Below are 23783 nucleotides of genomic sequence, written 5' to 3'. Positions count from 1 at the left end.
AATTAATATGCTCATTATCAGTTAATTGTGATGAATTTGTCTAACTAATTTGTCGCATAGGGCGAAGTCATTCATAATATTCTGTAGACTTAATGGTCAACAGAATTTTGTTGTGTCTTATAATTTGCACAATTTTGATTTTTAATCTACAATTAATAAAGGTTAACTTAACAGAACCGCTTCATGAAAAAACGTTTAATCGTGCAGCTCTTCCTGTGCTTGGTTAGTCTGCCTTTGCTTGCGCAGGAGGTAACTATCACAGGGCGCGTCACATCGGCCGATGATGGGTCGACATTACCGGGGGTTAACATTGCGGTGAAGGGTACCTCACGTGGTACCAGTTCTGACGGATCAGGTACGTACCGGCTAAATGCACCGGCTGGCTCGACACTGGTCTTTAGTTTTATTGGTTTCGTTACGCAGGAGATACCTATCGGGAACCGGACTGCCATCGACGTAAGTATGGCGAGCGATGCGGCCCAGCTGCAGGAAGTGGTGGTGACTGCTCTGGGCATCTCGCGCGACAAAAAGGCGCTCAACTACGCTGTTCAGGAAGTTAAAGCTGACAAGCTGAACTTTGCCCGCGATCAGAACGTCGGGAATGCCCTGGCCGGTAAGGTGTCGGGTGTGCAGGTGTTGGGTCAGTCGGGAGCCAAGTTCGGTAACCCAACGATTCGGATCCGGGGTATCAACTCGCTGGGTGGCAACGACCCCCTCTACGTTGTCGATGGTACACCTACCGACATCAGCCAGGTCAACATGGATGATGTGGAGAACCTGTCGGTACTGAAGGGGCCTTCGGCTACGGCATTGTATGGTAACCGCGCGTCGGCTGGCGTTATCGTGATTACGACCAAGCGGGCGAAGGCGGGCGAAACGCGGCTCGACATCAACCACAGCACCACGCTCGATCAGGTAGCCCTGCTGCCCCGGTATCAGAATGAGTATGGCGGTGGCTATTCGCAGACGTTCGACACCTTTAAATTCAACCCTGCCATTCACCCGGCATCGTGGGCTGCCTTTGAGGGACAGCGTATTCTGGATTACTCGGCCGACGAAAGCTGGGGGCCGAAACTGGATGGTCAGCCCCACCGGTCGGCTTTTTCGTGGCAGCCCGGCCCGCAGTTCGGCCAGCAGACGCCTTACGAAGCACAGCCTAACAACGTGCGCGATTTCTTTGAGAAACCAATCAGCAACAACACCAACATTGCTTTCTCGAAAGGTACCGATGAGTTCCAGAGCCGCATTTCGTATACGCACATCATCAACAACGGTATCGTTCCCAATTCATCACAGACACGCGACTACATCAGCGCTAAAAACTCGCTGACGTTCTCGAAAAAACTGACGGCCAACTTAAACTTCAACTATACCTCGACCCGGACCAAAAACCAGCCGGCCGACCGGTATGGCTCAACGGGTGGTACAACCAACAGCAGCAGCCCGATCGGGATTACCAGCCCCATTCTGAACGGCTACAACCAGACCATCGGTTCGTTTAACCAGTGGTTCCAGCGGCAGCTGCGTATCGAAGATCTACGGAATTACCAGAACCCCGATGGCACCTTCCGGAGCTGGAACATTGGTGGTCCCGAAGATCCGAACCCCAAGTACTGGGACAGCCCTTATACCCAGGCGTATGCCAACACCAACACCAACCGGGGCGACCGGCTGTTTGGTGACCTGGGGCTGACCTATCAGGTGCTGCCAAGTCTGAAAGTATCGGCAACCGTACGGCGCGACCAGAGCAACTATTACCAGGAAGGCCGTATCGCCATCGGTACGCTGAACGAAGGTAAGAAGGGTGGCTTTTCGACCCTGGGTGCCAACAGCCGGGAGAATAACTACGAAGTACTGGCAACGTACAACGGTGCTGTGAAAGACTTTTCGATCGTAGCCAACGCGGGTGGTAACATTCGTTACAACCGTACCGACGCGCTGTTCCAATCGACCGTAGGTGGCTTATCGGCCCCCGGCTTTTACAACATTGCGGCCTCGATCAACCGTCCCACGGCCAACAACTACCTCTACGAGCGCCAGATCAACAGTGTATTTGGTAACGTAAGCCTGGGCTTCCGTGATTTTGCATTCCTGGAAGCTTCGCTGCGGAACGACTGGTCGTCGACGCTGCCCAAGGCCAACAACGCTTATCTCTACCCATCGGTATCGGCGGGTCTGATCGTGACGGAGCTGCTGCCGAAGAGCAATGTGATCTCGTACGGTAAAATCCGGGCGGGCTACGCGCAGGTAGGTACCGACGTTGGCCCGTACCAGACATCGCTGGCATACACCTCTGGTTCGGCCTATGGCAACAGTGCCACGCAGTTTCTGCCCGGCACACTGCCTAACGCATCGCTGCAGCCGGGCCTGTCGTCGTCGTACGAAGGCGGTATCGACCTGAAATTCCTGGGTAACCGCATCGGTCTGGAATTTACGGCCTATCGCAACGACAACAAGAACCAGATCATTCCGCTGCCGGTTGCGCCCACCAGTGGCTACACAAACGCCGTCATCAACGCGGGGCTGATTCGCACCTCGGGTCTGGAACTGCACATCTACGCCAACCCCGTTCGGAATCCCAACGGTTTCTCGTGGGAATTTGACCTGAACGCCGACCGCAACCGGTCGCAGGTGGTTGAACTGGCGCCCGGTCTGACCAACTACCAGATCGATGGGCCGCAGTGGCGGACGCTGACCCTGAACGCCCGCGTCGGCACCGACGGTACGCCCCGCGACTGGGGTACGCTGGTTGGGCAGGGTATCCGGAAAGATGCTAACGGCCGGCCGGTTGTGTACGCACCGACCGAAGACAACGTAGCGGCTGGTATTGCCGGTCTGTACGTGAAAGAAGAAAACGTCGAACTGGGTTCGGTACTGCCCAAGTTCAAGGGAGGCTGGCTCAACACGTTCACCTACAAGAACCTGTCGCTGCGGGTAAACACCGATTTTGTGGTAGGAGGCAAGTTCTTCTCGACCACGAAAATGTTTAACGCCTACTCGGGTCTGGGTGAAGAAACGGCAGGGCTGAACGAACTGGGCAAGCCCAAGCGTGACGATCCGGCTTCGGGCGGTGGTATTCTGCTGGATGGCGTAACGACCGATGGACAGCCAAACACCTACCGGGTCGATGCCCAGAATCTGTATGAAAACTGGCTGTTTGCCCTCAACGAACGCTGGATCTACGACAAAACCTACGTGAAGTTGCGCGAAGTATCGTTTGGGTACAATTTCCCCAAACGCCTGCTGGGCAACCGCATCAAATCGGCCAACATTTCCTTCATCGCCCGTAACCCGGTGCTGATCTACAGCGCTATCGGTGGCGGTATTGATATCTCGGAGTCGGAAACGCTGTGGTACGAAGGTGGTCAGCTGCCCCCGGTTCGTTCGTACGGTATCAACCTGCGTCTGGGTCTGTAAATGAGTCAATCAGGCTGGTCTGCCGGATCGGCCACGGGTCACCAGGCCCCGCCGATCCGGTCGTACCAGTACACATTCAACCGTATTCAACCAATGAAGTATATAAAAGCGAAAACGTCGGCGCTCCTGGCGGGCCTGCTGATAACGACAGCAGCCTGTAACGACTTCGGAGACCTCAACGTAAACCCCAACAACCCCTCGTCGCCAAACACGGGGAGTTTGTTTACCGGCGCCATCCGAACGGTGGGTGCCATGAATGGTCAGGTAGGACCTGCCGGGTTCAATATCACGCCGGCGCTGTATGTGCAGCAGTTCAGCGATATCACGTATATCGAAGACTCGCGCTACAAGACCATCAATTTCAGCTATAACAGCCTGTATTCGGGACCACTGGTCAACCTGCAGCAGATTATCGAGCAGAATACCAACGAATCGACGCGGGGTCTGGCTGCTTCGTACGGATCGAACAACAACCAGATTGCCATTGCGCGCATTCTGAAGGCGTACACCTACCAGTGGATCACCGACCGTTGGGGCGATATTCCGTATACCGATGCACTGAAGGCGGCTCAGAACTTCTCGCCTAAATTTGACCGGCAGCAGGACATCTACAAAGATCTGTTCAAGGAGTGGAAAGAAGCGGCTGCCCAGTTCGACAACGGGACACGGGTACAGGGCGATATCCTGCTGAACGGCAATGCGGCCCGCTGGAAAAAGTTTGCGGCTTCGCTGCGGCTGATCGCGGCCCTGCGCCTGTCGAAAGCTGACCCCACGCTGGGTAAGCAGGAGTTTGCGGCTGCGCTGGCCGACGGGGTGTTTACCTCGAACGCCGACAACGTCCAGTATCAGTATCTGGCCGATGCCAACAACGAAAATCCGCTTTACAATAACTATACGACCACGAACCGGAAAGATTACGGTCTGTCCGATACGTTTATTGGCTACCTGAACAAGACCAGCGACCCACGGCTGCCCTACATGGCCAACAAGAACAATGTTGGTCAGTACCGGGGTGTTCCCTACGCCGTTTTCCCGGCGCAGGGCAAAGCGCAGGACTTCTCGCTGGCAGCGACGGCTATCAGTCAGCAAACGTCGCCGGTCAACATTATGACCTACGCACAGGTGTTGTTTGCGCAGGCCGAAGCCGCCAAGCTGGGCTGGACCACGGGCAACGCAAAAACGCTGTACGAAGCGGCTGTAAAAGCATCGCTGCAGCAGTGGATGGGCACCAGCTATACCGAAGCCGCTTACACGGCTTTCATCGCGCAGCCCGACGTAGCGTATTCGGAGGCCAGCGCCATCGAGCGCATCGGCAACCAGCGGTGGGTAGCCCTGTTCTTCCAGGGTACCGAAGCCTGGTCGTCGTGGCGCCGGACGGGTTTCCCGGTGCTGAAACCGGCGGCCTCGCCCCTCAACGGCGGCACCCAGATTCCGCGCCGACTGGCTTACCCGGTTACCGAAGTAACGCTCAACAAAGCCAACTACGATGCCGTTGTTCAGTCGCAGGGCAAAGACGATCAGTACACGCGTGTCTGGTNTCGGCCCGTTGCATTTGAATGCAACGGGCCGACGGGCTTTATAGCTGTATGTACCGCGTAAGGACCAGATGACCGACTGATCGACGGGGGGCTGACGGGTAGGGGAGAAGGCCTTTACAAGACTGCCAGGTTATTTCGTAGACCGGACTACCGGATAAGGGTGCCATCGGGCGACTCCAGGCCAGGTCTGGCAGGGTTAGTGTCAACCGCCCGTTTGCAAATGGCCTGTAAGCAAAACGGGGGCTCCTGCCCGACCGGACAGGAGCCCCCGTTTTGGGCTAAACCCTATTGATGGGGTTTATTTTTTCTTGATCGTTTCGGTGATAATCCGATCACCACCGGCACCCGCGTACTTATAGTTCAGGATGAACGATTTCGAAGCGGCATCGTAGCGGTTTTCGCCAAACTGCACCGTCGCCGTGCTGGCCGTTCCACCCGGAACGAGTTTCACCGTGTTGTCGGCGTTGATCGTCAGCTGCATGGTGGCCGCCGTACCCAAGTCGGCAAATTCGGTTTCAACCGTGTTCGCGTTGATCGTGGCCAGGGTTTTGGCCCGGTTGATGTCGCGGTTGCCCGCCGTGGGGTGGCTGAACTTACCCGTCGACTGGTAGCTGCCCGAGTAGATGTTGTTGACCTTGATGGCAAACACCGCCGTGTTGAGGTTGCTGGCCACGATGGCCCCATTGGCACCGGTGATGGTCAGCGGCAGGGCATACGTCTTTTTCAGGTCGATCTGGGTGCTGTTGAAATTGACCACAAACGCTACGTCGCGCTGGCCTGCCTTGATGGTTACCTGCGGACTAACGATCGAGTAGGTGCTGGCGGGCAGCAGTTCGTAGCTGGTTCCGGTCAGCAGCGCGGGCGTTACGGCTACCGTGGCCGTCACGTCCTGCGTCAGCAGTTCGGGCGACGCCAGGCTAACCGTAAACAGTTCTTTGGCAACGGGCGTGGCGCTGATGTCGACGCCGAGCGTTTTGTTGCCGCTGCCACCGCCGAAGATGCTCACAATGGGCTGAGCGCCCTTGGCTTCGATAATGTCGGTATAGCCTTTATCGTTCAGGCAGCTGCTCAGGCTGGTCAGCAGACCAGTTGCGCAGAGGCCAATGAGGAGAGTCTTTTTCATGACTTTTGTTGATCGATTGATCGGGGCCAGGCTGTGCCCGGCCCCGGTGTTGGATTATTTCTTCGCCCAGAACAGTTTGGTGTCGAACTGGCTGATCGTACCCTGGGCTTTCACGTTGGCTTCGTTGGTACCCAGCTCCTGGTTAGGATACAGGAAGCGGGAAGGCTGCTTGGTACCCACGGCCCGCGTCGACAGGGGAACGGCCGGGTAGCCCGTGCGCCGGAATTCATTCCAGGCTTCAAACCCGCCGAAAGCCGCCAGGGCAATCCATTTCTGGGTGATGATGGCCTCGATCTTGTTGGTCGACGTGGCGAAATCGATCGTGCTGAGGGGCGTTGCCGTATACTCGGCAGCTGCGGTGGCTGCGTTGGCTACGCCCAGAAACTTAAACGACTCCAGGATGCCTGCTTTGTAGAGCGTTGCCGCGTCGCCGGTGATGTAGCCACGCTGGGCGGCTTCGGCCTGCAGGAACAGGCTCTCGGCCGACTGCATCAGTACCTGCGACTGGTCGAATCCTTTCAGAATAGACGGGCCAAAACCCGACGTCTTGGCGTACAGATACGGATCGCTGCCTTCGCCGAACGGCACACCCCGCCACTGACCATCGCTGGCTTTGACGGCAAAGTAAGGCAGACGCGGATCGTTGGTGCTCACCAGGCGGCTGATGAAGTAATCGGCGTTGGTGTAGAAATCGTGGTTGCCCGACAGTGTACCGGCGGCCGTGAAGCCATAGTTTTCGTAGAAGGGGTTTTGCTTGCCCGCCGATTTCAGGTAACCCGGCGTCGACAGGGCGTTTTCGCCCGCTGCCAGGAAACCACCCGCTGCTGCCGCTTTGGCAATCTCCGATTTGATGGTTGCTTCCTTACCCGACACGTTGGTCTGGCGCAGCATCAGGCGCAGCTTCAGGGTGTTGGCAAACCGAACCCATTTGCCCATGTTACCCGCAAACACGATGTCGCTGGCACCCGGCGAAGGGTTTTCCGAAGAAATAGGCGTGTTCAGGGCCGTTACGGCTGCATCGAGTTCTTTGGCCAGGTTATCATAGATTGCCTGCGCGTCGTCGTATTTGGGCCGCAGATTGGCCGTACCCTGCAGGGCTTCTGAATACGGTACGTTACCGTACACATCCACCAGCCGCTGGTAGACCAGCGCTTTCATAACCTTGGCAATACCGACGAAAGCCTGCTTTTTGGCCGTCGTGGCGGTTTGCTCGATGTAGTTATAGTCGGCCAGGTTATCGTAGGCACCCGTCCAGAGACCCGTCCGGAAGTTCGACGGCAGGTCATAGGTTTTTTCCGGGTTGAACCCCGACACCGACCCCGACGGTGACCACTGACCAGCCCAGAAGTGGCCAATCTCGTTGTAGCCCACCATGCTGCTGGCCGTGTTGTTCAGGGCCGCCGACAGCACCAGTTCAGGTGTCGAACTGACGGCGTCGTTGGGGTTTTTGTTGATGTCCAGGTACCCTTCTTTACAGCTGGCAGCAAACAGGCCGACTGCAACGAGCATTATATGTTTGAGATGACGAATCATAATAGTGGTTGACTGGGATTAGAAACCGACTTGTACCGTGAAACCGTAGGTGCGCGTGGGCGGGGTAATGTTAGTCGCGTTCACACCAACGGCGTTAGACGTGGTGTTATTGAATTCGGGGTCGGTGTAAATATTCTCTTTGGGCAGCAGCGTAACCAGGTTCCGGCCTACCAGACCGATCGTGGCACTCTTGATAAAGCGCGACTTGGTCAGCAGGGCGTTGGGCAGCTGGTAGGTCAGTGCTACTTCACGCAGCTTCCAGAAGGCACCACTCGTTACGAAATTTTCGCCGAAGTTGCGCAGGTTGCTGTCCCAGGCTCCCAGACCACCGTCGCGCGTTGCGATCGTAGTGTTGGGGGTATAGCTGCCATCGGCATTCTTGATAACCGAGTTGGGGAACACAAACCGCTCGCGACCGTATACCGTGGTGGCATAGGCAGAGCCCGTAAACCACATCGATTCGGCCAGACCATGGGCGACTACGTTGCCACCCCGGTATTCTGCCGTACCCGACAGGCTCAGGCCCTTGAACCGGAACGAGGTGTTGATGCCTAGGCGATCGGGTGGGTTGGTCGACCCCATATTGATCAGCTCGGCGGCTTTCAGCGGATAACCCGAAGCAGGGTCAACAACAACGCGTCCACCCGGGATGATGTTGCCCTGGGCATCGCGCTCGCGCTCATAGCCAACCACTTTTACCACCGGGAACTGCTGCCCTTTCACCGCGAAAATCTGGTACAGACCCGAGTTGACGGCACCGTAGTACGAGCTCAGGTTAATCTCGTTCAGACCTTCGGCGATATCGACAACCACCGTGCTGATGCGCGAGTAGTTCACACCCAGATCCCAGCGGAAACCGTTGTCGAGCCGGACGGGCGTGGTTTTCAGGTCGACTTCAAAACCAGAGTTGTCGAGCCGGCCCGTGTTGATAACCGCACCGCTGTAACCCGTCGTGTTCGATACGTCGATCCGGACGGTCTGGTTGGTGTTCTGCTGCTTGTAGTACGATAGGTCGAGGTTGATCCGATCGTTCAGGAACGAGAATTCACCACCAACTTCGTACGACGTAACGAACTCAGGCTGGATGTTGGGGTTGTTGGCCGTGTTGCCAATCGTGTAACCAGCCAGGCTGCCGTAGGGGAAACCACCGCTTGGGTTGAACACGGTTTCGAGCTGGTAGGCACCAAACGTACCGGGCAGGCTGACCTGACCCACTTTGGTAGCCGCAGCGCGCAGTTTGGCACCCGACAGTACGTTGTTGTTTTTCAGGGCAGGAACGGCGTCGGTCAGGACAAACGACAGATCGGCACCGGGATAGAAGAACGACCGGTTCGATTTGGCCAGTACCGAGTTCCAGTCATTGCGGCCCGATACGTGCAGAAACAGGTAGTCTTTGAAGCCCAGCGTCAGGTCGGCATAGGCACCAATGAGACGGGCTTTGGCATTGGATTCACTAACCGAGGGTTCGCCCACCCGGTTGCTCACATTGTACAGGTCGGGAATAACGAGAGCGTTGGCCGAGGCCGTCAGGGTTTTGTACGACCGCTCCTGAATGTTGGTACCCGCGATCAGCGTGGCTTTCAGCGGACCAAACGTGCGGTTGGCTGTCAGGAAGAAGTCCTGGTTCAGACGCTGGTTGTTCACTGTATTGTCGGTTACCGACCCGGCCAGATCTTTGGCACGGTAGATATGCGCTTTGGCGAAATCACTGTAGGTGTACTTGGCCGAGTAGTACTTGGTTTCGTAGCCCTGGTTGGTTACCCCAAACCGGTACAGGAAGTTCAGCCAGGGCGTCGCCTGATACTGCAGCTCAACGTTACCCGTCAGGTACCGGTTGATCTGGTTCTGCCGGTTGATGTCCTTCGCGAAATATGGGTTGTCGAAGTAATCGTTGAAATAGTTGTTGGGGTTAGCTGGGTTCAGCGTGCCATCGGCCAGTTTGAATGGCTGCCAGTTCCGGTAGTCGGTCAGGTTGATGTTGGCCGCCGTGTTCAGAATGTTGTTGTAGAAGTTGCTGGTCGTGGAGTTGGTCGTACCGATCCGGTAATCGATGTTGAAACCGCCCCGGAATTTGCCGTACTGCCGCGTGGCGTTGAACCGACCACCCGTCCGGCGATACTGATCACCCGGCACAATCCCTTTGGTGCGTACATCCTGCAGCGAGATAAAGAACGAACCTTTATCGTCGCCCGATGTCAGCGACAGATCATTCTGCATGGTGCTGCCGATGTCGTAGGCGTTTCGCTTGCTGTTAGGCACGTTCGAATACACCGCTTTGCCAATGGTACCGTCTTCGAGGGTCTGCCCGATATCGTAGGTCTGCCCATTAAACTCTGGTCCGTAACTCTGGTTCTCGAACGGAATATACACCCGGCTATAAGCTTCGGTACCGGCACCAAAACGCTCGTTGAGTTTTGGCATGAAGCTGATATTCTCCAGATACGAGGTATTCTGGTACGAGATACGGGGCGCTCCGTTCTGCCCTTTTTTAGTCGTGATAATCAGTGCACCGTTCGAGGCTTCCGAGCCGTACAGGGCCGCTGCGTTGGCACCCTTCAGCACCGATACATTGTCGATGTCGTTGGGATTGAGGAAGTTAATGGCATCCTGAGGGACTTGTGTACCGTCGATAACAACCAGCGCCTGGTTGCTGCCCAGCAGCGACCGGTTGCCACGCAGAACAATACGGGTACCGGGGTTGACACCGTTGTTGACAGTGTTGATCTGCAAACCGGCAACTTTACCCGACAGGGCCTGCGCTACGTTGGTAGCCCGGGCCTGTACGAGTTTGTCGCCCCGTACGACTTCGGTAGCCGAACCCAGTTCTTTCTGCTGCCGCACTACGCCAAGGGCTGTTACAACCACTTCATTAAGTACGGATGCATCGGCCACCAGTTTGGGGTTGATGGTCGACTGATTGCCAACAGCAACATTTTGGGTAACAAAACCGACAAACGAGAAGGTAAGGGTGTTCGCACTCGACGCATTGATTCGGTACGCACCCGTGGCATCGGTCGTGGTGCCCCGTGCTGTACCTTTAATCACGACACTAACGCCGGGTAGGGGAGAGCCATCGTCGGCCGAGGTGACACGCCCTGTAATCGTCGCGTCCTGAGCCAGCGCGCATAATGTACTGACCAACACAAGCCAGAAAGGCAGTAGTAGTTTTCTCATAAACTAAGCGTCTGTTGAAAATATTAAGAAATCTTAAAATGGGAGCGCGAAAGTATACAAAATGTCTGGATTACAATATATCGAATCGTCTGTACAGGTATAAGCAGATAGAAAATTGGTTGATAAGCTCTGTAAGCCGAATAGGGTAGTGGCCAGATGGCAAGGGCGCTGTAAGTAGAATTAGCATCCACTACGGGGCTGATTAGCAGGTCTCAACAGCACTGCTTTAAGAGCGGGTACAAAAAAAAGCGGACCGACAGAGTCAGTCCGCTTTTTACATTACGCTTTATCCAACTATTAAAAATTTTATCGCAAAGCCGTTCGTCTGAACAGGCTGGAAGATGTCGATGCTATGATGTTCAGTCCGTATGTTGACGCTGAACACACTGCAAAGTAACCTGATTATTGAGTGAAAATCACGTACCGTCTAGTAAATAAGGGGGTACTTGACTCAAAACTAGCGAGTTGCCTTTTTAAACCACCGTGCAAACATAAGTATTAATTCTAAGTAATCGATACATTACATATATTTATTTTTTTAAGTATTAATACTCGTATTTAGTATATAGAATTAAAGGGTAACTATGTAGCGCTAGCTGCCGATAGATACGCTATACCAGGCTGCAGGGGATAATCTGGCGTAAAGCAAATTACCTGCCATGCACATGTATACGATGCACCGCGTAGTCCTCGCTAACAAAACCTTTCGGCATGGCTAAGGTTATAACTAAAACAACAAACCCATTGACCATGAACGACGAAACAGACGATACAACCCGCAACAGCGCCCAGATAGACGATAAGAATCAACAGCCGCTCGGCACGGATGGCAGCGATGTCGACCGGGCTTCGAGCGATAACAAGCACCGGGCTATTCAGGAAAATTCAGCGAATGGCCTCGACAGTGAAACCGTGCGGGGCGGCCAGGATGGTCGTAACATCCGGGGCATCGGCAGCACGGACATGGACAGCGAAAATGGCCTTCTGCGTACCGGCGATCAGGACGACAGCCAGATGGCTGTAACGGAAGAAGGTATGAAGAGTGCCACCGCCGGCGATACGCCCCGGGTGAACACCAGTACGGTCGACGTGACAACCAGCGGACCCAGCGACTATGGCTCGGCCGACGAAGTGGATACGCCCGACGCGCAGAAGGATGCCAAGGAGCAGGACGAAACAGTGCCCGACAACCGGCAGCCTTCGGGAAACGACGAAGCCGATGAAGAGGAAGTAAGTCAGACGGGTACCGATCTGAGCAACCAGCCTTCTTACTAGTGATTATCCACTGTTTGCGGGTCGGTAAACAATAAATTTGAACAACAAAACAACCAACGTTATGAGTGTCAGCAGCAATAGCCGGAAAGAAAGCACCGAGTCGTACGCGGCTCAGCAAATGCACAACACCATGGGAATCGCGCCCGAACTGGCGCAGCTCAACGACAAGAACCTCGATAACGAGTTGCCTTCGCGGGTCGCATCGAGCAACGATACCGACGTGCCGGGTGACGTAGCGCAGATTGACGCACGGATCGCGGAAAACGAAGACAACAAGCTGCCTGCCGATGCCGAAGACGCAACGACCGACGCAGAAAACCCCATGAATGCCTATCAACAGCCCGAAGCTGCGGCCGATGGCACAGTTGAGGATGCCGACTGGAACCGCAGTACGCAGGAAGGGGCTATCCCGGCAACCCGGGCAAACGAACCGGATCGTACGCTGGGCAACTCGTAGGCTTAGTCGATTCATACCCACATATTGCGGGGCGAACTTTGGTTCGCCCTTTTTTTGTGCTTAAAAACGTCGTTGCTGTGTCTGCTCCCGCCACTACCTCGCTCACTGGCCGTTCTGTATACGAGCCCCTGCTTCTGATTCTGGCAACAATCGGGCTGCTCAGTTCGCACCTTGGCTACCTGCCGCTCGACACGGGTTCCGATGAGCCCCGGCGGGCGCTGGTATCGCTCGAGATGCTGCTATCGGGCGATTACATAACCCCCACGCTCAACGGGGAACGGTATTTCAACAAACCCCCGCTTTACAACTGGCTTATTGCCGCATCGTACCGCCTGACAGGAACCTATGCATCATGGGCGTTGCGGCTGCCTATGCTGCTGTCGCTGCTGGGCTTTGGTGCCACAGTGTTTGCCCTGGTCAGGCGCAACATGCCGGGTCCAGCCGCAGGGCGTATGGCTTTTGTAGTGGCCATGCTGCTGCTGACCAATGCCCGGGTGTTACTCTACGATACCTGGTGGGCCACTATCGACATCACGTTCGGGTGGGTAATAGGCACATCCATGCTGCTCATTTATCATTTCGGGCACCGGCGGCAATACTGGGCGCTGTTTCTGGTTTCGTACGCGCTGACGGCCATCGCCTTTCTGATCAAGGGGCTGCCGGCACTGGCGTGTCAGGGACTCACGCTGGCTGGCTGGCTGCTTTACCGGCGGCAGGCCCGGTTGCTCATGCATCCGGCTCACGCGGTTGGCATCGGGGTGTTTCTGGCGCTGGTGGGTAGCTACTATAGTGCGTATTTTACCCGCAATGCCATTGCCTGGGCCGACGTGGCGGGGGTATTGCTACACGAGAGTACCAAACGGACCGTCTCTGAATTTGGCATCGGGGCCACCCTGCTGCACCTTGTCACGTTCCCGTTCGAGATGCTGTATCACTTCACACCCTACGCGCTGCTGCTCTTCCTGTTGGTGCGCCGGGGTAGCCGCTCAGAGCTGGCCGCTGATCCGTTTGTGTGCTTCTGCGCACTGGCGTTCTGCCTGAACGTACTGGTCTACTGGACGTCTCCTCAGGTATACGCCCGCTACCTCATTGGCCTGTTGCCGCTGCTGTTTGTGGTAATTGTGTCTGTCTATTATCACTACAGTACGCCCGCCGACGGCGCCCGGCTGTGGGTCGAGCGGCTGTGGGTAATCTTGTCGGCAGCGCTGGCGGTTGGTGTCTGGACCTTTGTCTGGCATCCCAAAACCGCCTGGGTGCCGGGCATTGTCTGGAAAACGGGCGTCGTGTCGCTGCTGCTGATGGTGACGACCTACCGGCTCTGGCGCTCGGCCGACGATCGGCTGTGGCAGATGATGCTGATGATGCTGGCCATCCGGCTGGGGTTCAACTGGCTGGTCATACCCGGTCGGTATGCGTCGCGGGCGTATTACCAGCGCGAGTCGGAGCGGGTTGCGCGCGAAACGCTGGGACGCCCGCTGTATGGCCTCGGTCAAACCATTGGCCGGCCAACCGATCAGGAAACCGACGTCAATTCGTTTCACATTGAGGTCGTGCGGGGCAGCATTCTGCGTAAAGATTCGGTGTTGCGGCCGGGGCGGCTCTACATTGCCGATTCGGCAAGTCTTATAGGGCTCCAATACCGTACCCTCGATACGCTGCGGCTTTTCAACAAGCACCGGGCCCGGCTGGTCGAAGCCCGGTAAGGCGGCCGGTTAGTCGGCGCGGTTGGGGGTAGCCGATGTGGCTGTTCGGAGTCGGTTGAGGGTATAACAGACAAGCGGATTCATGATGCGTTTACGCCCCTGTTCGGCGGTCAGTGGGCCGAGGTGGAATTCATAGATGCGGCTGGCCCGTAGGTTGGGCACCGTAAGCGACACTGTTCGGCGATCGGCCGAAAGCGTTACCGCCGATACGGAAACAGGCTGCACGTCGAATTGCTTCGAGCCATAAGCCCGGTGGTATTCGTAGTAGTACGATGTAAGCTGATAGGCTGCCAGCTGCCGGGCTGCTGCTTCGTCGAGGGGCTGCGTAAAGGTCAGGTCAAATCCCGTCGGGGTCAGGGTCATAGCCAGCAAATCGAGCGGTACTCCGCCCTTGTACCGAATGCGCTGAATGCCCCGGTCGCCCAGCCAGCCGTGATCGGTCTGGCCCAGCCACAGGCTGCCATCGGGCGCGAAGGCCAGCCGGTTGTTACCGATGCGCAGGGGTGTTCCGTTGGTGCCGCCCCGGGCGAAAAACGGGATGCAGGCGCCCTGCAGCTGTCCATCGACAACATCGGGCAGCAACCGCATCAGGTGTGGAAAATCCATATCGCCCACAAACGTCTGGCCGGCAAACGGGCCAAACTTGCCCCCCGACCGGTCGACTACGGGCTGGGTAGGTGAGTGGGCCATGACCTCGTGCGGAAAAGCAATACTCTCGACCGTTCGCATGCTGTCGAGGGTGTGGGTTGAAAGTGTCAGCGGGTCGATAGCCGGAAAGCCGGGGCGCCACACCAGACTCGATGGATGACCGTAAAATTTCCCTTCTTCCACGTGGTAGAGTTTGCTTGTGCCCAGCCAGTCGCCCTGGTTATCGGTAACCAGCAGCCGCCCCTGCGCATCGAACCCGATGCCATTGGGTGATCGAAATCCGCTGGCGTAGGGTGTGACCCGGCCGTTGGGGGCAATCTTCATGACCCAGCCCCGGTAGGGCACGCAGGCGTACATGCGGCCCGGCCGCCCCAGCGAATCGAAACGGCCGCGCAGTTCCTCGCGGATGCCGGCTCCGTTCGACGCGGTGTTCAGGCTGATGTAGAGATTCCCCTTGCTGTCGCGGACGGGACCAAACGCAAACTCATGGTAGTTGCCCGACATGCCGAACTGATCGGTAACGGTCTCGTAGGTGTCGGCCCGGCCGTCGCCGTCGGTATCGGTCAGGCGGGTCAGCTCCGGGCGCTGCATAACCAGTAGCTCGCGATTGCTGATGGCCAGTACACCCAATGGATCATGCAGCCCCTCGGCAAAAAGCGACCACACTTTGGTTCTGGGGTTATACAGCATGATTTCGCCCCGGTGAAAGCAGGCCGCCAGCCGACCATCGGGCAAAAACGACAAACCACCGGTTTCGGCTACCAGACCGGGTGGGGTCTTGATGGTCTCGATGGCGTAATAATCCGTAATGGTATCGGCGGGGGCAGGAGCCGCCCACAGGCAAAACGCTGTCAGCAGGGCAGTCAGCATAAGTCGTTAACGGGTAGAAAGCGTGAGCGTAAACCGACGGGTACCCGCCGGGAGTCTGATCTGATCGTTTCGCAGAGCCCCGGCCGAACTGCTGTACTGGATACCGGGCTGCGGCCGGGCCTTAAAGGTCAGCATGCGGGTGGTGGGGGCAATGGTAAAGGTGCGTACCAGCCCCCGTCCCCGCGGCAGGGGCTTAATCAGTTCCCGCACTTCGACCCCCTCGATCAGGTACCGGAATTCGGGATAGCGGTCGATCAGGCGGTAGCCCTTGAACTGGGGTGTGGCTGCGCGGCTACCCACCTGCCACGGAAATCCGTCGGTGTCGCGGTAGTAGATGTCGCCCACCACGGTTGTGTAGCGCTGGCCTTTCCCATCCCACTGTTCGGTATTATCGACAAACCCACCCGACCAGGCATAGCGCAGCCGGCAGCTACCCGCGTCGAATACATACGACTGGCCTCCCTCCGGACCGGGCAGGCCAACGGCGATGGCCGCCGGACCACAATCGGCCATAAAGGTGCGGTACACGGCTGGCAGCTGCAGGGCATAAGGGTGCCCCGAGGGTACCTCGTGGTGGGCGTGTGCATGGGCGTCGGCAACCCGGTCCAGGTTGGGCAGGTTGCGGTCCTGCTCGGGAGGGGGCAGGCTGGCGGGCGATGCCGTAGCGTAGATAACCCCAAACATGATGGAGCCGTGACCGGGGTAAGTACACACAAAGGGATAGGCACCACTGGTCAGCTGTACCTGCAGCGAGTCGGTATTGCCGGGCTCGACACTGGTCGTATGCGCCAGCACGTCGTCCATGATGGGTACGTGGTGCTGCGCCGGTCCTTTCGGCCCGAGTGCCAGCGCAAACTCAACCACGCGCGCCCGGGCATTGGGTTTGGTCACCACCAGATTGTGCGCCATGTCATCGGTATTCTGAAAGACAATCCGGACGCGGGTATTGGGGCGAACGACAAATCGTTTCTGGCTGAACTGCAGGCCACCCACGGCCGATACCCGCAGGGTGGTGTCGCGTTGCGCCCGTGCCGGCATCGTCAGCAAGGGGGCGGTCAGCAACAGGCACGCCAAAAGCCAGGACATCCAGACGGAGGAGTCACGCCGGCACGACTCGGCAGGGTAGCTATGAACGACGTAACCAAAGTGGGTTCGTTGAGTGGAAGGGGAATGCATACGTATAAAAGCACAGAAGGGAATAGTCCTAAGTATGCCGGATCAATAAATTCCGGGAAATCCGCATCAGACCGGCTCCTGATTCATCTGATCGAGCCCCGTAAGCATCAGACCACCGCGTTCAACAGCGCGTCGACAGCGGCACCCGGCAGCAGCGTTCCGGCCTTCAGCTGAGTTTCCAGCTCGCTGAGCCGGGCCTGAATGCCAGGCTGTCCGAAAAAACGGGCGTCGAGTTGTTGGCGCAGCAGCGACCGAAACCAGAGCAGTTGCTGGGCCTGCCGGCGGGCCTGCCAGTGCCCGCCGGCCGTCATCTGCGCCTGATGTTCGCGAAGCATGGTCCAGATCGGGCCGATACCGGCGCCCGTCTGAGCCGAGCAGGTCAGGACGGGGGGCGACCAGCCTGTTTCGGTGGGCGGAAACAGATGCAGCGCGTTTTGGTATTCGACACGAGCCCGGTTGGCCGCGCCCGTATTGTCGCCATCGGCTTTGGTAATGGCCAGCGCGTCGGCCAGTTCCATAATGCCGCGTTTCATACCCTGTAGTTCGTCGCCGGCACCCGCCAGCATCAACAGCAGAAAGAAATCGACCAGGCCGTGTACCACCGTTTCCGACTGGCCAACGCCCACTGTTTCAATCAGAATAACGTCGAAACCGGCGGCTTCGCACAGCAGCATGGTTTCGCGGGTGCGGTGCGCCACCCCGCCCAGCGAATCGCCGGCGGGGGAGGGGCGAATGTAAGCCGCCGGGTTCATCGACAGCGTTTCCATGCGGGTTTTGTCGCCGAGCAGACTCCCGCCCGACCGCTGACTGCTCGGGTCGATTGCCAGTACGGCCAGCCGGTGTCCCAGGTCGATGAGGTGGTTGCCGAAGGCTTCGATAAAGGTACTTTTGCCCACCCCGGGTACGCCCGTGATACCCACCCGGATGGCCCGGCCGGTGGCGGGTAGCACTTGCGCCAGCACCTGCTGGGCCAGCGCCTGGTCGTCGGCCCGCCGGCTCTCAACGAGCGTGATGGCCCGGCTAAGCGTGAGCCGGTCGCCGGCAAGAATAGCCGTAGCGTACTGGTCGGACGTAAGGCGCTGGCGCATAGAGAAGCAGATCGGGCAAAACCGGCGTGGTTAGCGCAGGTCGTCGGGAGTCGTGATTTTGATATTTTCGTAAGCGCCCTCGATCAGGGTGATCGGGAAACCCGCGTGTTCGAGTACACTGGCACAGTCGGTGAAGAAAGCCTGCTCTTCGGCCGCAAACGCCTGCCGGAACCAGTCGAGTCGAAACGTCTGGGGCGTCTGCACGAGGTGGTAGCGGCTGCGGTCTACTGCGCGGCTGTGCCCGTCGGGCCCGATAACCCGCACCGAATCTTTCACCGGTACGGCCGTTACGGCCGACCCCAGGCGGGCAGCGGTTTCGAAACCCGACCGGATGATCACGGGCGATACAAACGGGCGAACCCCGTCATGGACGGCTACCAGGGTCGCATCGGCCGGAATAGCCGCCAGGCCGCAGCGCACCGACTGGAACCGGGAGGAACCCCCGTTGACGGTCTGAATGTCGGGAAAAAACTGGTGTTGCCGGCACAGGGTCTGCCAGCTGGCCTGCTCGCGGGCGGGCAGCACCAGCACCAGTTGCCGGGCGGGCAGCACCGTCAGAAACCGCTCGAGGGTATGCTGCAGAATGGGTTTGCCCGCTAACAGGAGAAACTGCTTGGGTATATCGGCTTTCATGCGGCTGCCGCTACCCCCGGCAACAATGATGGCGTAAGAACTCAAAAGTCGTCAGATACTAGTCGTTGTCGATCGTACAAAATTACAGACGATGACTGACTAATACCTGACGACTTTACAAAACTGGGTCGCCGGCTGTATGGGTACAGAACCTACCGCCAGGCTGGCTACAGAATCAGCATGGCATCTCCGTAGCTGAAGAAGCGGTATTTCTCCTTGATGGCAATCTGATAAGCTTCCTTGATCAGTTCATGACCACCGAAAGCCGAGGTCATCATAATCAGAATCGACTCGGGCAGGTGCAGATTGGTCAGCAGCGAGTTGGCAATTTTGAAGTCGTAGGGCGGGAAAATAAACCGGTCGGTCCAGCCTTCTACGGGCTTTAGCCGGCTGTTGGCCGATACCGACGATTCCATGGCTTTGAGCGAAGTGGTACCGATGGCACAAACCCGTTTGCCGGCATCTAGGGCGGTGTTGACAATTTTGGCCGAGTCGTCGCTGATGCGGTAATTCTCCGAATCGGTTTTGTGCTTGGTCAAATCTTCGACATCGACCTGCCGGAATGTACCAAGGCCAACGTGCAGCGTTACGGGGGCAAAATGGATGCCTTTGATCTCCATACGCTTCATCATGGCGCGGGTAAAGTGCAGCCCGGCGGTTGGCGCGGCTACGGCCCCTACATGCTGGGCAAATACCGTCTGGTAGTGGTCGCGGTCGGCGGCTTCGGCTTCGCGGTTGATCTCGCGGGGGATGGGTGTTTCGCCCAGTTCATCCACCGCTTTCATAAATTCTTCGTGATTGCCGTCGAACAGGAACCGGATCGTACGGCCGCGCGAGGTAGTATTATCGATGACTTCGGCTACCAGATCACTGTCGCCAAAGTAGAGTTTGTTTCCAACACGGATCTTACGGGCCGGATCAACCAGTACGTCCCACAGTTTCATTTCGCGGTTCAGCTCGCGCAGCAGGAACACCTCGATTTTGGCACCCGTCTTTTCTTTATTTCCGTAGAGCCGGGCCGGGAATACCTTGGTGTTGTTGATGACCATCACATCACCATCGTTAAAATAGCCCAGCATATCCGAAAACTGCTTATGCTCGATGGTTTTGGTTTTACGGTCAACGACCATCAGCCGTGATTCCCCCCGCTCAACCGGGTATTTGGCGATGAGACTCTCGGGTAAATCAAATTTGAATTCGGATAACTTCATAGCAAATCAGCACGAAAAAGAACGGCTTTCTTTTTGGTAAAGGGCGCAAATATAGGTAAAAGGCCCGGAAAATTTGCTATGATCCGGGCCTTTTTGTTGCAAATGTGGGTAAAATTCGTATTAATTGGTGCCGATCGGGTCAATTGGTTGTACGGCTCCTTCCGTATTCACGGTTGGCCGCTCGCCCACGTTGAATTTAGCCATCAGTTCAGGCGAAACTTCGTTCGAGTAGGTACCCTGCGCCGATACAAAAACGCCTTTCATACCGTTGCTGGCCGTAATGGCGTACAGGGTCATTTCGTCGCCGGGGTCTGAGGTGCCTTCAAAGCGGTGAAATTCCTCGACCATAAACTCATCGCCTTTCAGCTTCGTATCGGTGCTTTTCTCTTCCAGGAAATCTTTGTTGGGTGCAAATTCATGCGTATATCCCTTGCTGTGAAGAGCCTCCATTGCCTGGGTAAGGGTGTCGTAGTGAGCCATAGTACGTTGTGTTTTTATAGAGATTAAAACCCGCCACCGGACGGATAGTTTGAAAAATCGCTCCGATTTGTGGCCGCTCTCACCCGCCCACTGACGCACCGACCGACAACAATAACCCGGGGTTTTGCCGTTGTCTACAGGAATACTCAACGAAATAGTATCTGTGCTATGCAATGCAACCGAATCTCAGGCGCCCTTCTGGCGCTGGCCGTCGGCACGGCCGCTTTGTCGTCCTGCAACTCCGACGATCCTGTCTTCAGTGCCATTACCTACCCCGACCGCATCAGTTTCACGGCCGCCCGGCAATATCCGGAGGGCATCGCCTATGCCCCCACGCTCGACCGCTTTCTGGTTAGCTCGCTTACGCAGGGTAAAATCGGAACCGTGGATCAGCAGGGCAATTACACCGACCTTATCCGGGATTCGCTCCTGATTGCCGCCGTTGGTCTGAAAGTACAGAACGAACGGCTCTACGTGTGCCACGGTGATCTGGGCGTATCGACCAAGACGACGACCACGTCGGCCATGAAAACGGCGGGGCTGTATATCTATGATCTGAAAACGGGTACGGCTATCCGGCGCGTTAATCTGGCGACGCTGCTGCCCACTGCCAACCATTATGCCAACGATCTGGCACTTGATGCGCAGGGAAACGCCTACGTGACCGACTCGTTTTCGCCGGTTATCTACCGCGTACCGGCCGACGCCAGCTTGCCCGCAACCGTACTGGTCAACAGTACCCGGTTTCAGGGCGAGGGCTTCAACCTCAATGGTATCGTCTGGCACCCCGATAACTACCTGATTGTAGCCAAAGCAAACGAAGGCAAGCTGTTCAAAGTAAATCTGAACCAGAGCAACGCGATCACCGAAGTTACGGGCGTGAGCCTGCCCGGTGGTGATGGTATGGTGCTGTATAACAACGATCTGTACGTGGTCAACAACCGCAACCGCGTGTCGCAGGTACGGAGCACCGACGGCTGGGCAACGGCCTCGCTCGTGAAAACCGATTCGACGGGCTATGACCAGACCACCACCAATACGGTGCTGAACGGTCAGATCTATTCGCTCAACGCCCGTATCGGCGAAACCAGCGCTGCGGCCACGGCCAAAAACCCGGCTCTGCTGCAGGCCAGTGGTTATAGCATTCAGCGTTTCAAATAAAGGAGACTGCTCTAGACAAGAAAGCCCGGTTTTGCGACCGGGCTTTCTTGTTAGTTGATCTTGAGAACGGCCATAAAGGCTTCCTGCGGGATTTCGACGTTGCCCACCTGGCGCATCCGTTTCTTTCCTTTTTTCTGTTTTTCGAGCAGCTTGCGTTTCCGCGAAATATCGCCCCCGTAACATTTGGCCAGTACGTCTTTGCGCAGAGCCTTCACGGTTTCGCGGGCAATGATCTTTTGCCCGATGGCAGCCTGAATGGCAATTTCGAACTGCTGACGGGGTAGCAGTTCACGGAGTTTTTCGCAGAGTTTCTTGCCCCATTCGTAGGCTTTTTCGCGGTGTACGATCGCCGACAGGGCATCGACCGGCTCGCCGTTCAGCATGACATCGAGTTTCACCATGTGCGACTCGCGGTTGCCGATAAACTCGTAGTCGAGCGAGGCATACCCACGCGAAATGGTCTTGAGCTTATCGAAAAAGTCGAATACGACCTCGGCCAGCGGCATCTCAAACTGCAACTCGACCCGATCCTGGGTCAGGTATACCTGGTTTTTGAGCAGACTACGCTTATCCATGCAGAGGCCAATGATCGCCCCTACATAATCGGCCTTGGTAATGATCTGTGCCTTGATGAAGGGCTCTTCGATCCAGCGGATGGTGCTGGGGTCGGGCATCTCGGCTGGGGCCGACACCTGCAAGATCTCGTCGCGGGTGGTAACGACTTCAAACCGCACCGATGGTACGGTGGTAATCACGGTCATGTCGAATTCCCGCTCGAGCCGTTCCTGCACAATCTCCATGTGGAGCATGCCCAGGAAGCCGCAACGGAACCCAAAGCCCAGGGCGGCCGATGTTTCGGGTTCCCAGATCAGGGCCGCGTCGTTGAGCTGGAGTTTCTCCATAGCGTCGCGCAGGTCCTCGAACTCGCTTGTTTCGACCGGGTAAATACCGGCAAAAACCATGGGCTTAACCTCCGAAAAGCCCTGAATAGCTTCTTTGGCCGGATTATCGAGCTGCGTGATGGTATCCCCCACCTTGACTTCCTTGGCCACTTTGATGCCCGAAATCAGGTAACCCACGTCGCCACACTCGATACCGTTGCGCGGCACCTGCACCAGACCGAGGGTGCCCACTTCATCGGCAATGTATTCTTTGCCGGTGTTCATGAACTTCACACGGTCGCCTTTGCGGATCCGGCCATTTTTAACCCGGAAAATTACTTCGATCCCCCGGTAGGAGTTGAAGTGCGAGTCGAAAATCAGCGCCTGAAGTTCGCCATTGGGGTCACCCTGGGGAGCCGGAATGCGTTCGACAATGGCGGCCAGAATTTCGGGAACGCCGATGCCTTCTTTGCCGCTGGCCGGAATGATGTCGTCGCGGTCGCAGCCCAGCAGATCGACCATTTCGTCCTTTACCTCTTCGGGCATGGCGCCGGGCAGATCGATCTTGTTCAGCACCGGAATGATGACCAGATCGCTGTTCATGGCCAGATACAGGTTCGAAATTGTCTGAGCCTCGATCCCCTGTGCCGCATCGACCAGCAGCAATGCCCCTTCGCAGGCAGCAATTGACCGCGAGACTTCGTAGCTGAAGTCGACGTGGCCGGGCGTGTCGATAAGGTTCAGGACGTAGGTTTCGCCCTTGTGCACATAATTCATCTGGATGGCGTGGCTCTTGATGGTGATACCACGCTCACGCTCCAGGTCCATATCATCCAGCAACTGCGCCTGCATGTCGCGGGCGCCCACTGTCTGAGTAAATTCCAGCAATCGGTCGGCGAGGGTGCTTTTGCCGTGGTCGATGTGGGCAATGATGCAAAAATTACGAATATGTTTCACGCTGGAAAACGGAGCTATCTGCTGAAGTAAGCCACAAAATTAAGCAAAAAAACGGGTGGTTCGCTGAGGGGTGGGGTAGGCACAAAAAACAAACGCCGGCCTCAATGGAGACCGGCGTGTCTGATTACACTTCATCAACAAACTAAAAACCAACTGGCAAGCCAGTTTAGCGCTGTAGGAGGGGGACTCGAACCGCCCACGGTGCAGTTAGCTACAGTACAACTCTGGTGGTCAACCCCAGTCGCCACGAGGGCGGCATTATGCTGCGTTTATCCTTTATCACCACCCCCGAGACAGGAGGGCACGTCTGCCAATTTCGACATCCTACAGTGTGAAAAGATGTCGAAGCAGTCAACCCGTTGACCCTGGCCAACCGCTTCAACATGACAAAGGTAAGGTGAGTTTCTGTTTCATTGCAAATTTGGTACGTAAATTTCTGAAAAATTATGATATATTGA

The 23783-nt window shown here is 56.7% G+C and carries 16 protein-coding genes; 6 read left to right on the top strand and 10 right to left on the bottom strand.

Translation table 11 applies throughout. The features are described from left to right. Nucleotides 1-183: 183 nt before the first annotated feature. Both ACYVAC_RS10470 and ACYVAC_RS10465 read left to right on the top strand, forming a co-directional pair. Nucleotides 184-3417, top strand: coding sequence for a SusC/RagA family TonB-linked outer membrane protein (locus tag ACYVAC_RS10470; RefSeq protein WP_461097591.1), 3234 nt, complete (start codon nt 184-186; stop codon nt 3415-3417). Between the two features lie 93 nt (nt 3418-3510). Further along, entirely contained in the window at nt 3511-5016 is a 1506-nt protein-coding gene (locus ACYVAC_RS10465) for a SusD/RagB family nutrient-binding outer membrane lipoprotein (RefSeq protein WP_461097590.1), read from the top strand. Nucleotides 5017-5253: 237 nt separating this feature from the next. Here the strand turns inward: ACYVAC_RS10465 and ACYVAC_RS10460 are convergent, their stop codons facing one another. From ACYVAC_RS10460 to ACYVAC_RS10450, 3 genes are read right to left on the bottom strand one after another with little or no spacing between them, the layout of a single operon-like run. After that, entirely contained in the window at nt 5254-6078 is an 825-nt protein-coding gene (locus tag ACYVAC_RS10460) for a BT_3044 domain-containing protein (protein ID WP_461097589.1), read from the bottom strand. A 54-nt stretch (nt 6079-6132) separates the two neighbouring features. Continuing rightward, entirely contained in the window at nt 6133-7587 is a 1455-nt protein-coding gene (locus ACYVAC_RS10455) for a SusD/RagB family nutrient-binding outer membrane lipoprotein (protein WP_461097588.1), read from the bottom strand. A gap of 42 nt (nt 7588-7629) precedes the next feature. Then, nucleotides 7630-10785, bottom strand: coding sequence for a SusC/RagA family TonB-linked outer membrane protein (locus ACYVAC_RS10450; protein WP_461097587.1), 3156 nt, complete (start codon nt 10783-10785; stop codon nt 7630-7632). A gap of 750 nt (nt 10786-11535) precedes the next feature. Between ACYVAC_RS10450 and ACYVAC_RS10445 the strand changes: the two genes are divergently transcribed. The 3 genes from ACYVAC_RS10445 to ACYVAC_RS10435 all read left to right on the top strand — a co-directional run bounded on the left by ACYVAC_RS10445 (nt 11536) and on the right by ACYVAC_RS10435 (nt 14220). Next, nucleotides 11536-12060 (top strand): hypothetical protein, encoded by a 525-nt coding sequence (locus ACYVAC_RS10445; protein ID WP_461097586.1) that lies wholly within the window; start codon nt 11536-11538, stop codon nt 12058-12060. A 61-nt stretch (nt 12061-12121) separates the two neighbouring features. Next, nucleotides 12122-12517: a hypothetical protein gene (locus ACYVAC_RS10440; protein ID WP_461097585.1), complete on the top strand. Its 396-nt coding sequence runs from the start codon at nt 12122-12124 to the stop codon at nt 12515-12517. Nucleotides 12518-12594: 77 nt separating this feature from the next. Beyond that, complete coding sequence (locus tag ACYVAC_RS10435) at nt 12595-14220, top strand: ArnT family glycosyltransferase (RefSeq protein ID WP_461097584.1); 1626 nt, start codon at nt 12595-12597, stop codon at nt 14218-14220. A gap of 9 nt (nt 14221-14229) precedes the next feature. Here ACYVAC_RS10435 and ACYVAC_RS10430 read toward each other — a convergent pair whose 3' ends face one another. The 6 genes from ACYVAC_RS10430 to ACYVAC_RS10405 form a co-directional block, all read right to left on the bottom strand. Then, the gene (locus tag ACYVAC_RS10430) at nt 14230-15738 is read right to left on the bottom strand and encodes a PQQ-dependent sugar dehydrogenase (RefSeq protein ID WP_461097583.1); all 1509 of its coding nucleotides are present in this window, start codon (nt 15736-15738) and stop codon (nt 14230-14232) included. A 6-nt stretch (nt 15739-15744) separates the two neighbouring features. Further along, entirely contained in the window at nt 15745-16824 is a 1080-nt protein-coding gene (locus tag ACYVAC_RS10425; RefSeq protein ID WP_461097582.1) for a plastocyanin/azurin family copper-binding protein, read from the bottom strand. A 197-nt stretch (nt 16825-17021) separates the two neighbouring features. After that, nucleotides 17022-18002, bottom strand: a complete 981-nt coding sequence (meaB, locus tag ACYVAC_RS10420; protein ID WP_461097581.1) for a methylmalonyl Co-A mutase-associated GTPase MeaB — start codon at nt 18000-18002, stop codon at nt 17022-17024. Nucleotides 18003-18032: 30 nt separating this feature from the next. Next, nucleotides 18033-18680 (bottom strand): 2-C-methyl-D-erythritol 4-phosphate cytidylyltransferase, encoded by a 648-nt coding sequence (locus tag ACYVAC_RS10415; RefSeq protein WP_461097580.1) that lies wholly within the window; start codon nt 18678-18680, stop codon nt 18033-18035. A 122-nt stretch (nt 18681-18802) separates the two neighbouring features. Beyond that, entirely contained in the window at nt 18803-19846 is a 1044-nt protein-coding gene (gene queA / locus ACYVAC_RS10410) for a tRNA preQ1(34) S-adenosylmethionine ribosyltransferase-isomerase QueA (protein ID WP_461097579.1), read from the bottom strand. 120 nt (nt 19847-19966) lie between these two features. Further along, nucleotides 19967-20326, bottom strand: a complete 360-nt coding sequence (locus ACYVAC_RS10405) for a hypothetical protein (RefSeq protein WP_461097578.1) — start codon at nt 20324-20326, stop codon at nt 19967-19969. A gap of 168 nt (nt 20327-20494) precedes the next feature. On the opposite strand from ACYVAC_RS10405, the gene ACYVAC_RS10400 reads away from it, so the two are divergent. Beyond that, the gene (locus ACYVAC_RS10400) at nt 20495-21487 is read left to right on the top strand and encodes a gluconolaconase (protein ID WP_461097577.1); all 993 of its coding nucleotides are present in this window, start codon (nt 20495-20497) and stop codon (nt 21485-21487) included. A gap of 50 nt (nt 21488-21537) precedes the next feature. Here the strand turns inward: ACYVAC_RS10400 and lepA are convergent, their stop codons facing one another. Continuing rightward, a complete protein-coding gene (lepA, locus tag ACYVAC_RS10395; protein ID WP_461097576.1) occupies nt 21538-23325 on the bottom strand; it encodes a translation elongation factor 4 in 1788 nt (595 codons plus the stop codon). Nucleotides 23326-23783 lie beyond the last annotated feature (458 nt).

This window comes from Spirosoma luteolum, assembly GCF_054778875.1.
The sequence above is the reverse complement of the archived record's forward strand: the minus strand, read 5'-3'. Positions and strand labels throughout refer to the sequence as shown.

Excerpts from the sequence above, each read along its gene's own strand:
- ACYVAC_RS10450 (WP_461097587.1), bottom strand. The coding sequence starts at position 10,785 with ATGAGAAAACTACTACTGCCTTTCTGGCTTGTGTTGGTCAGTACATTA.
- ACYVAC_RS10400 (WP_461097577.1), top strand. The coding sequence starts at position 20,495 with ATGCAATGCAACCGAATCTCAGGCGCCCTTCTGGCGCTGGCCGTCGGC.
- ACYVAC_RS10430 (WP_461097583.1), bottom strand. The coding sequence starts at position 15,738 with ATGCTGACTGCCCTGCTGACAGCGTTTTGCCTGTGGGCGGCTCCTGCC.
- ACYVAC_RS10470 (WP_461097591.1), top strand. The coding sequence starts at position 184 with ATGAAAAAACGTTTAATCGTGCAGCTCTTCCTGTGCTTGGTTAGTCTG.
- ACYVAC_RS10405 (WP_461097578.1), bottom strand. The coding sequence starts at position 20,326 with ATGGCTCACTACGACACCCTTACCCAGGCAATGGAGGCTCTTCACAGC.
- ACYVAC_RS10440 (WP_461097585.1), top strand. The coding sequence starts at position 12,122 with ATGAGTGTCAGCAGCAATAGCCGGAAAGAAAGCACCGAGTCGTACGCG.
- ACYVAC_RS10425 (WP_461097582.1), bottom strand. The coding sequence starts at position 16,824 with ATGTCCTGGCTTTTGGCGTGCCTGTTGCTGACCGCCCCCTTGCTGACG.
- ACYVAC_RS10445 (WP_461097586.1), top strand. The coding sequence starts at position 11,536 with ATGAACGACGAAACAGACGATACAACCCGCAACAGCGCCCAGATAGAC.
- meaB (WP_461097581.1), bottom strand. The coding sequence starts at position 18,002 with ATGCGCCAGCGCCTTACGTCCGACCAGTACGCTACGGCTATTCTTGCC.
- ACYVAC_RS10460 (WP_461097589.1), bottom strand. The coding sequence starts at position 6,078 with ATGAAAAAGACTCTCCTCATTGGCCTCTGCGCAACTGGTCTGCTGACC.
- ACYVAC_RS10455 (WP_461097588.1), bottom strand. The coding sequence starts at position 7,587 with ATGCTCGTTGCAGTCGGCCTGTTTGCTGCCAGCTGTAAAGAAGGGTAC.
- queA (WP_461097579.1), bottom strand. The coding sequence starts at position 19,846 with ATGAAGTTATCCGAATTCAAATTTGATTTACCCGAGAGTCTCATCGCC.